The sequence below is a fragment of the uncultured Xylophilus sp. genome, assembly GCA_913776965.1.
Classification (GTDB): domain Bacteria; phylum Pseudomonadota; class Gammaproteobacteria; order Burkholderiales; family Burkholderiaceae_C; genus Xylophilus.
In genome coordinates this window covers 62757-71225 of sequence record CAJYQL010000101.1, presented here as the reverse complement: position 1 = coordinate 71225, position 8469 = coordinate 62757, and the positions used below count along the sequence as shown (strand labels likewise).

The 8469-nt window shown below is 67.4% G+C and carries 8 protein-coding genes; 1 reads left to right on the top strand and 7 read right to left on the bottom strand.

The features are described from left to right. Positions 1 to 78: 78 nt before the first annotated feature. From QZ500_RS14455 to QZ500_RS14425, 7 genes are read right to left on the bottom strand one after another with little or no spacing between them, the layout of a single operon-like run. Positions 79 to 942, bottom strand: coding sequence for an isocitrate lyase/PEP mutase family protein (locus QZ500_RS14455; protein WP_295856103.1), 864 nt, complete (start codon positions 940 to 942; stop codon positions 79 to 81). Positions 943 to 987: 45 nt separating this feature from the next. Next, positions 988 to 1593, bottom strand: coding sequence for a 3-isopropylmalate dehydratase small subunit (gene leuD, locus QZ500_RS14450; protein WP_295856102.1), 606 nt, complete (start codon positions 1591 to 1593; stop codon positions 988 to 990). After that, positions 1590 to 2993: a 3-isopropylmalate dehydratase large subunit gene (gene leuC, locus QZ500_RS14445; protein ID WP_295856101.1), complete on the bottom strand. Its 1404-nt coding sequence runs from the start codon at positions 2991 to 2993 to the stop codon at positions 1590 to 1592. Before leuC ends, leuD begins: the two co-directional genes overlap by 4 nt. Next, on the bottom strand, positions 2990 to 4525 hold the full coding sequence (locus QZ500_RS14440) for an aldehyde dehydrogenase (RefSeq protein WP_295856100.1): 1536 nt from the start codon (positions 4523 to 4525) through the stop codon (positions 2990 to 2992). The genes leuC and QZ500_RS14440 overlap by 4 nt, the downstream gene beginning before the upstream one ends. Before the next feature lie 2 nt (positions 4526 to 4527). Beyond that, on the bottom strand, positions 4528 to 5268 hold the full coding sequence (locus QZ500_RS14435; protein ID WP_295856099.1) for a hypothetical protein: 741 nt from the start codon (positions 5266 to 5268) through the stop codon (positions 4528 to 4530). Between the two features lie 2 nt (positions 5269 to 5270). After that, positions 5271 to 5858: an isochorismatase family protein gene (locus QZ500_RS14430; RefSeq protein ID WP_295856105.1), complete on the bottom strand. Its 588-nt coding sequence runs from the start codon at positions 5856 to 5858 to the stop codon at positions 5271 to 5273. A 29-nt stretch (positions 5859 to 5887) separates the two neighbouring features. Next, a complete protein-coding gene (locus QZ500_RS14425; RefSeq protein ID WP_295856098.1) occupies positions 5888 to 7084 on the bottom strand; it encodes an NAD(P)/FAD-dependent oxidoreductase in 1197 nt (398 codons plus the stop codon). Positions 7085 to 7478: 394 nt separating this feature from the next. Between QZ500_RS14425 and QZ500_RS14420 the strand changes: the two genes are divergently transcribed. Beyond that, a complete protein-coding gene (locus tag QZ500_RS14420) occupies positions 7479 to 8462 on the top strand; it encodes a tripartite tricarboxylate transporter substrate binding protein (protein WP_295856097.1) in 984 nt (327 codons plus the stop codon). The last annotated feature ends 7 nt before the right edge of the window (positions 8463 to 8469 follow it).

Genomic DNA, 8469 nt, shown 5'->3' with positions numbered 1-8469 from the left:
TCGATGCGCAGCGGCCGGCTGTCGCGGTAGGGATAGGCGGCGCCCATGGCGCCCAGGATGGCAGCGCGGGTGCGCATGTCAGCGGGCCCAGCGCTTCTCGAAGTCCCAGACCTCGCGGAAACCGATGCGCTCGCAGAATTCGCCAAAATCGGCCATCGGCACCTCCGCACCCTGGCTGGTGCCCGAGGCCTTCAGGTGCCGCAGGGCCGCCTCCATGGCCGCGGCGGCGACCAGGCTGGTCATCGCGGGAAAGATCGCCATCGCATAGCCGATCTCCTGCAACACCGACGCCGGGAGGATCGGTGTCTTTCCGCCATCGGCCATGTTGGCGAGCATGGGCTTGTCGAATGCCGCACATGCACGGCGCATCTCTTCCTCGGACTGCGGCGCCTCGAAGAACAGGATATCGGCGCCCGCCGTGGCATAGGCGTCGAGCCTGCGCATCGCCTCGTCCACGCCCAGGCCGGCACGGGCGTCGGTGCGGGCGATGATGAGGAAATTTTCCTTGTCCTCGCGCGCTTCGGCCGCCACCTTGATCTTCTCGACCATGTCCTCGACCGGTACGCAGCGCTTGTTGGGCGTGTGGCCGCACTTCTTCGGAAACTCCTGGTCCTCGATCTGGATCGCGGTCACGCCGGCAGCTTCGTAACCGCGCACCGTGTGATGCACGTTGAGCAGCCCGCCGTATCCGGTATCGGCATCCGCGATGACGGCCGCACGGCTGGTACGGACGACCGTGCGCATGCGGTCGACCATCTCGGTATAGGTCGCGATGCCCGCATCGGGCAGCCCGAGCGCCGAAGCGGTCAACCAATAGCCGGAGCCATAGACGAAATCGAAGCCGACCTTGTCGGCCATGACCGTCGCGATCATGTCTTGCACACCGGGAACGACGATGAACTCGCCGGATTCGAGCTTTTGTCGGAGAAGAGGATTGGCCATGAAGAAGAATCTTTCAGAATACCGATAAGAAGGCGCTGCGGTCCATCATCCGATGGACGCAAGCCACGGGTGGGTTGACTGCACCGCCTGTTCGTGGGCGCGGATCGCGTCTTCGTAGCGCAGGGTCCGCGCGATATGGTCCTCGGCCGACAGCAGCCGTTCGGCATGCCCCTCGGCCAGCTGCAGCGCAAATACCGCGCCGCCGCGGGTCCGCACGGTACGCGAAGGGATGTCGATGGCCAGTTCGGCAGAGCGCTCCGAGGTCAGCGCCTGGAGCAAGGCCGCGTGTTCGACCGGCGCCAATGTCGCAGCCACGAGATCGTTCTTCACACAGTTGTTGCGGAAGATATCGCCGTAGGACAGCGCGAGGATCGCCTGCGCCCCGTAGTCGGCGAGCGCCCAGACCGCCTGCTCGCGCGAGGAGCCGCAGCCGAAATTCTGCGCAGCCACCAGTACCCGCACGACCGCGCCCTCCGTCATGAAAGCCGCTTCCGGATGGCCTTCGGCACGCCAGTCGGCGAACAGGTACTGGCCCATGCCGCTGCGCTGGGTTAGCCGCAGGAAACGAGCGGGAAAGAGCGCGTCGGTATCGATATCGTCGCGCCGCAGCACGGCGGCGGGGCCGGCGACATGGGAGACGACCTTTTTCATGCCGGCACCTCCGCCGCCGCGGCCAGACGCCCGAGCACCGCCGACGCCGCCACCGACGCCGGGCTCATCAGATGGGTGCGGCCGCCAGGACCCTGCCGGTTCTCGAAATTGCGGTTGGACGTGGATGCGCAGCGCTGGCCGGGCGCCAGGGCGTCGCCGTTCATGCCGATGCACATCGAGCATCCCGATTCGCGCCACTCGAAGCCGGCATCGCGGAACACCCGGTCCAGTCCTTCGGCCTCGGCCGCACGTTTGACGGTGGTGGAACCGGGTACCACCAGACCGCGCACGCCCGACGCGACGCGGCGGCCGCGCACCACCTGTGCCGCAGCACGCAGGTCCTCGATGCGGGCATTGGTGCAGGATCCGATGAACGCAACGTCGATCGGCACCGATGCGAGCGGCTGGCCCGCCTGCAGGCCCATGTAGGCGAGCGCCGCGTCGACACGCGCCTGTTCGTCGGCATCGTCGGAGCCCGCGTCCCCACCGACACGGCCACCCAGGGGTGCGCTGTCGGCCGGGGTGGTGCCCCAGGTGACCATCGGTGCGATGGCGGACGCATCGAGCACCACCCGCCGGTCGTAATCCGCCGGATCGTCGGTGCGCAGCGTGGCCCAGGCGGCGGCTGCGCGATCGAAATGCATGCGCGCGGCGCCCTGGACCCGGTCCCGCAGGTAGGCGATGGTGGTGGCGTCCGGCGCCACGAGGCCGAACCGCGCACCGGCCTCGATGGTCATGTTGCACAGCGTCAGACGGGCCTCGACCGACAGGGACTCCACGGTGTCGCCGTGATACTCGATCGCATGACCCACGCCGCCGCCGGTCCCGATCGTGCGGATCACTGCCAGCGCGACGTCCTTGGCGTACACGCCGGGTGCCAGCCGGCCGGTGATCTCGATGCCCAAGGTGCGCGGCCGGCGCATCCACAGCGTCTGGGTGCTCATCACATGCTCGACTTCCGACGTGCCGACGCCGCAGGCGAGCGCACCGAGCGCACCGAGCGTGGCGGTGTGGGAATCGCCGCAGACCACCGTCGCGCCCGGCAGCACGTAGCCCTGTTCCGGCGCCACCACGTGCACGATGCCCTGCCGAGAATCGTCCAGGTCGAGCAGGCGCACGCCGAAGTCCCGCGCATGGCGGCGCAGCGTGTCGATCTGCGCCGCGCTTACTGCGTTCGCGATCCGGATGGTGCGGTCGTCCGTCGTGGGCACGTTGTGGTCCTGCACGGCGATGTGCCGCGCCGGCGACCGGATGCTGCGCCCGGCCTCTGCAAGCGCGGCGAACGCCTGCGGGCTCGACACCTCGTGTACCAGATGGCGATCGATGTACAGCAGGTCGTCGCCGGCAGGGTCCTGCGCTACCCGGTGCGCGTGCCAGATCTTGTCGAACAGCGTGGTCATCGTGTGCTGGTTCCGATCTTGCGGATCGCCACCGGCGCGGTGGCGACCATGGTGGTCTTCTCTTCGGTGTACAGCGCCATGCAACCCCGACCGCCCTCGCGGCCGATGCCGGACGCCCGGAAGCCTCCGAACGCCGAACGCAGATCCCGGGCCACCGGCGTGTTGATCCAGACGGTTCCGGTGCGCAGGGTGCGCATGGCCCGGTGCGCCTTGTCGAGGTGGCTGGTCCAGACATAGGCCACCAGACCGAAGCTGCTGTCGTTGGCGATGGTCAGCGCCTCGTCGAAGCTGTCGAACACGAGGAAGGTGGCGAAGGGACCGAAGATCTCCTCCTGGCAGACCCGCTGTGCGTTGTCGCGGGCGCGCACGACGACCGGCTCGACGTAGTAGCCCGGGCCCAGCGCGTCGATGCGCCGTCCGCCCGTGAGCACCTCGGCGCCTTCGGCCCGAGCGATGTCGACGTAGGCCAGCACCCGCTCCATGTGAGCCTGCGAGACCAAGGGGCCCAGTTCGGTGTCGGCCGAGGACGGCAGGCCGATGCGCAGACGTTTCGCCCGCTCCACGAAATCGCCGATGAACCGGTCGGCAATGCTGCGCTCGACCAGGATGCGCGAGCCCGCCAGGCACTGCTGGCCGTTGCCGCCGAAGATGCCGAGGAGCGCGGCATCCAGTGCGCGCTCCAGGTCGGCGTCGGCACAGACGATGCAGGCCGATTTCCCGCCCAGTTCCATCGTGGTGGCCTTGAGGCCCCGGGCAGCCGACGCCAGGATCGCGCGGCCGGTCGTGGTGCCGCCGGTGAAGGACACCACGTCCACCTGCGGATGCTCGACCAGTGCCACCCCGGTGACCGGCCCGCGGCCGTTGACCAGGTTGACCACGCCGGGCGGGACGCCCGCCTCGTGCAGGATCTCCATGAAGAACTGCATGCCCGCCGCGGCGATCTCCGACGGCTTCACGACGCAGCTGTTGCCGAACGCGATGGTGGCGGCGACCTTCATCGAGCACAGCGTGGTCGGCGCGTTCCACGGGCCGAGCAGCGCCGCCACGCCGACCGGCTCGCGGACCACGGTGGTCAGGTAGCCGGGCTCCTGGGTGTACGCCTCCCCGGCGACCTGGCCGATGAACTCTGCGAAGAACCGAAAATTGTGGGCCGCGCGGGGGATGTAGAAGCCGCGCATCTGGCCGATCGGGATGCCGGTCGCCGCGCTCTCGATCTCCGCGAGCCGATCCTGCCGGGCGACCAACGTGTCGTGGACCGCCATCAGCACGGACTGGCGGCGTTCGACCGACAGGGTCGACCAGCGACCGTCCGCGAAAGCCCTGCGCGCTGCCATGACGGCGCGGTCGACTTCCGCCGCATCGGCCTCGAGCAGATCGCAGGTCCGTTCGCCCGTGGCAGGGTCGTACACCGGCAGCCGGTGCTGGGCGCCGGCGGCGACGAAGGTGCCGTCGATGAAGCTCCGTTGCGGCCGGTGAAGACCGGCCAAGGCGCCGCCGTCGTCGGCGGGGATGGGGGTAGTGTCGGTCCGCATGGTCAGTGGTGCGACAGCAGCTGGCCGAAGCCCTGCAGGCGATCCTGGATACCGCAGGCGCGCAGCGCATGCCAGTAGGTGGCCGTGTTGATCGCGATCACCGGCTTGTCGAGGAACAGTTCCGCTGCGGCCGCGAAGCGCACCATCGACAGGTTCGTGCCGACCTGGACGATGGCGTCCACGTCGTCGCCGTCGAGTGCGCGGATCGCGTCACGGCACATCGCGTCGGTGGTATGAGCGATCTGCACCGGGCTCGGCCGCTGGAGGCAGAGTTCGCGAACCACGGTGAAGCCGCAGTCCTCGTAGAACCGCTTCACCTGCGCGTTCGCGACCGGAAAATAGGGCGAAAAGAACGCGATGCGCTTGGCGCCGTAGGCGTTCAGCGCCGCCTCGGTCGCGAAGCTGCCGCAGGACACACCCACGCCGACATGCTCGTGCATGGTCGCCAGGTACTTTTCTGCGCCGGCCCGCCCGTCCCAGAAAGTGGCGGCGGACATGCCCATGACCAGATACTGCATTTCCATGCTTTTCAGGACCTGCGCCGCTTCCAGCGTGTTGGCCTGGATCGCATCGACCAGACGCAGGAAGTCGTCGTCGGTGTTCACCGGCATGTCGGGGATGACGATGCGACTGTAGTGGTTGGTCACGCCGACCGGCCGCATGTCGTCGAAGTCGGGCTGCACGATGGTGTTGGTCGAAGGCCCGAGGGCCCCGAACTTCATGCGAAAGCCAAGATGGTCCATGGTCAGCTCCGGGAAAGTTGGTACAGGAACGCGTCGCGGGTCATGACGTCGGCGTACTTCTGGCGCATGTCGAACAGGTTGGCCTCGTGCGGTTCGAGCGCACGGTCGCCGACGCAGTCCTCGATCACCACGGTGCGGAAGTTGTGCTGCATCGCGTCGACGACGGTGGCGCGCACGCAGCCGCTGGTGGTGCAGCCGACGACGACGGCAGTGTCGGCACCCTGCATCCGCAGCCATTCGGCCAGGCCGGTGGAGAAGAAGGCCGAGGCGACGGTCTTCCGGACGATCCGTTCGCCGGCCACCGGCACCAGGCCGGGCACGATCTGCGAGGCCTGGCTGGTCTCGGTCAGCGTCAGCAGCGGCGGCACTTTCAGGCAGAACACGTTGCGGTCCGCTCCGTCGTCCGCGAACACCACGCGCGAGTGCGCCACCGGCAGCCGGCGCTCCCGAAAGGCGGCCAGCAGCGGCTCGGTCGCGCGGGCTGCGGCCTCGATGTGCGGCCCGCCGAAAGCGTTCTCGTCGACGAAGCCGTTGACGAAGTCGACCAGCACGAGCGCACAGCGAGCACCGATGCCCGAAGCGTTGCCCATGTTCTGGCGACGGTAGACGTCCTCGCGGCTCATGCGATCGATCCGGCGCGTTCGAGCGCATCGATCATCGACGTCTTGCGCAGGTAGTCCTTCGACAGCGCCGGGTCGGACGCGATCCGGCGCAGTTCGTCGTGCACCGCCTGCCGCTTGGCCGGGTCGCGTTCCTCGATCGTCTTCTTGTTGCGCTGCGTATTGGCATTGATGTATTCGATCGCCACCGCGCGTCGCTGCCGCTCGTACTGGTCGAGCAGGGCAGGATCGGCGCCCCTTGTCAGGATCTCGACGAGCTTGTCGGAGAGGTTGAAGGCGTCGTGCACGCCACCGTTCATGCCCATGCCGCCCAGCGGATTGTTGATGTGTGCCGCATCGCCTGCGAGCACCACCCGTCCCTCGCGGAACTGGCGCGCCACCCGCTGATGGACCTTGTAAAGCGTCCGGTGCGTAATATCGTAGGCGACCTCGCGCGGCCACAGCTTCTGCAGGCGCGCCTCGATCGACGCATCGGTCATCACTTCCTCGTCGGATTCTTCGGGCGGGGTGGGAAACAGCACCCGCCACAGCGTGGGCACCCGCAGCAACACGCACCACTCCTGCGGATCGGACACGTAGTTCACATAGGACAGGCGCGGGAAGTGGTCGGCGAACTCGAAATCGGTCGAGACCACCAGGAAACGTTCGGGATAGGTGAATCCCTCGAACTCGATGCCGAGGGAGCGGCGCACCGCACTCCAGGCCCCGTCGGCGCCGATCAGGTAGTCGCCGCGGTGGATGCGGGTCTCACCGTCGCTCTGCACCGTCAGGTCGACCCCTTCGGCGTCCTGCGCGACGCCTTCCACCGTCGCACCGAACACCAGTTCGACATGCGGCATCTGCACGAGCTGCGCCACCAGCAGGCGATTGAGCTTCCACTGCTCGCACTGCAAGCGGAAAGGATGGGCGGTCTCGCCTTCCAGCAGCGACATGTCGAACTCGGCGATCAGTCCCTGCTGCCGATCGCGTTGCTGGGTGTAGCGCGCGACGAGGCCCTGCGACACCAGCGCGTCGGTCACGCCGAAGCGCGAGAGCATGTCGAGCGTCGGCGGATGGAAGGTGGAAGCCCGGAGGTCTTCGCCGATCGTCGCGGCGCGTTCGAACAGCGTCACGCGGATGCCCGCCTGGGCCAGGGTAAGGGCACTGACCAGGCCGACCGGACCCGCGCCGGCGATCAGAACGTGTGGTGATTCCATGGATCTCCCAGATAAGAAACCGCGGCCCTATTGTGCACAATCGTCCAAATACGATGCCGTATGAACCGCGTGTTCGCAAAGCTTACATAGCGGATTCAACCTGTGCAAGCCGCATCAGGGTTTACCCAATTGTTTGCATTGGATACAGATGCTGAAAATGAGTGCACCAACAAGACGCTTTTCGGGGCGCTTTGGTGCAGTGGGCAAGAAAGCGGTGCGCAGGGGCGACGGTGTCCATGGCATCCGGCGCGGCGTGCAATGCCGCCCTCCCCGCGCAAGACGCCCTGGATGCAGGGCTGCGGGGCAATCCGTCGAGGTGCCTGGGTGCCGGCAGGCACGCGACGTGCTCAAGCGGAGGGGTCGAACCTCTTTTCAACAACCTTCGGATGTGGTCATGCGCAGAACATTTTTCAGGAACGCAGCTCTCTTCGCCCTGGCGGCCGGCAGCCTCGCCTATGGCCCCGCGACACACGCCCAGGCGTTTCCGACCAAACCGGTCCGGATCATCGTCCCGGCCACGCCCGGCGGTACCTCCGACATCTTCGCGCGGGCACTGGCGACCCGGATGCAGGACTCGCTCGGCCAGCCGGTGCTGGTCGAATACAAGCCGGGCGCCGGCACCAACATCGGTACCGATTTCGTCGCCAAGGCGCCGCCCGACGGCTACACGCTGCTGATCAACGGTCTCACGCTGGCGGTCAATCCGGCGCTCTATCCGTCGCTGTCGTACAGCCCGTCGAAGGACCTGGTGCCGGTGATCGAGGTCGCCGAAATGACCAACGTCGTGACCGTGCACCCCAGCGTTCCTGCGAAGAACATGAAGGAACTGGTGGCGCTCATGAAGAGCAAACCCAACACCTTCAACTTCGGTACGCCGGGCGCGGGCAGTTCGGGTCATCTCTCGGGCGAACTGCTGGCTTTGAAGACGGGGACCCAGCTGACCCATGTGGCCTACCAGGGCAACGCGCAGGCCACGACCGACCACATCGGCGGCGTGCTGCAGGTGGGGTTCGTCAACATGCCGGTCGCGCAGCAGTTCATCAAGAACGGCCGGCTGCGCGCGCTTGCGGTGACGGGTGCAAAACGTTCGCCGCTGATGCCCGACCTGCCGACCGTCGCCGAGGCGCTGAACCTGCCCGACTACGCGCTGACCGGCTGGTTCGGAATCATGGCGCCGGCCGGCACGCCCGCACCGGTCATCGAAAAGCTGCAGGCGGAATTCGACAAGGCGCTCCAGGACCCGGTGGTGCGCAACGTCATCACGCAGGCGGGCGGCGACGTCGTGGGCGGCAGCACGGCCGCCTTCGGCACGCTGCTGAAGAACGACACCGCCCGCCTGACCGAGGTGATCCGGGCGGCCGGCATCACCAACAAATAGCCCGCAC

What these genes read in the sequence shown, in the direction of transcription:
- QZ500_RS14455 (WP_295856103.1), bottom strand. Translation starts at nt 942, where the DNA reads ATGGCCAATCCTCTTCTCCGACAAAAGCTCGAATCCGGCGAGTTCATC.
- leuD (WP_295856102.1), bottom strand. Translation starts at nt 1,593, where the DNA reads ATGAAAAAGGTCGTCTCCCATGTCGCCGGCCCCGCCGCCGTGCTGCGG.
- leuC (WP_295856101.1), bottom strand. Translation starts at nt 2,993, where the DNA reads ATGACCACGCTGTTCGACAAGATCTGGCACGCGCACCGGGTAGCGCAG.
- QZ500_RS14440 (WP_295856100.1), bottom strand. Translation starts at nt 4,525, where the DNA reads ATGCGGACCGACACTACCCCCATCCCCGCCGACGACGGCGGCGCCTTG.
- QZ500_RS14435 (WP_295856099.1), bottom strand. Translation starts at nt 5,268, where the DNA reads ATGGACCATCTTGGCTTTCGCATGAAGTTCGGGGCCCTCGGGCCTTCG.
- QZ500_RS14430 (WP_295856105.1), bottom strand. Translation starts at nt 5,858, where the DNA reads ATGGGCAACGCTTCGGGCATCGGTGCTCGCTGTGCGCTCGTGCTGGTC.
- QZ500_RS14425 (WP_295856098.1), bottom strand. Translation starts at nt 7,084, where the DNA reads ATGGAATCACCACACGTTCTGATCGCCGGCGCGGGTCCGGTCGGCCTG.
- QZ500_RS14420 (WP_295856097.1), top strand. Translation starts at nt 7,479, where the DNA reads ATGCGCAGAACATTTTTCAGGAACGCAGCTCTCTTCGCCCTGGCGGCC.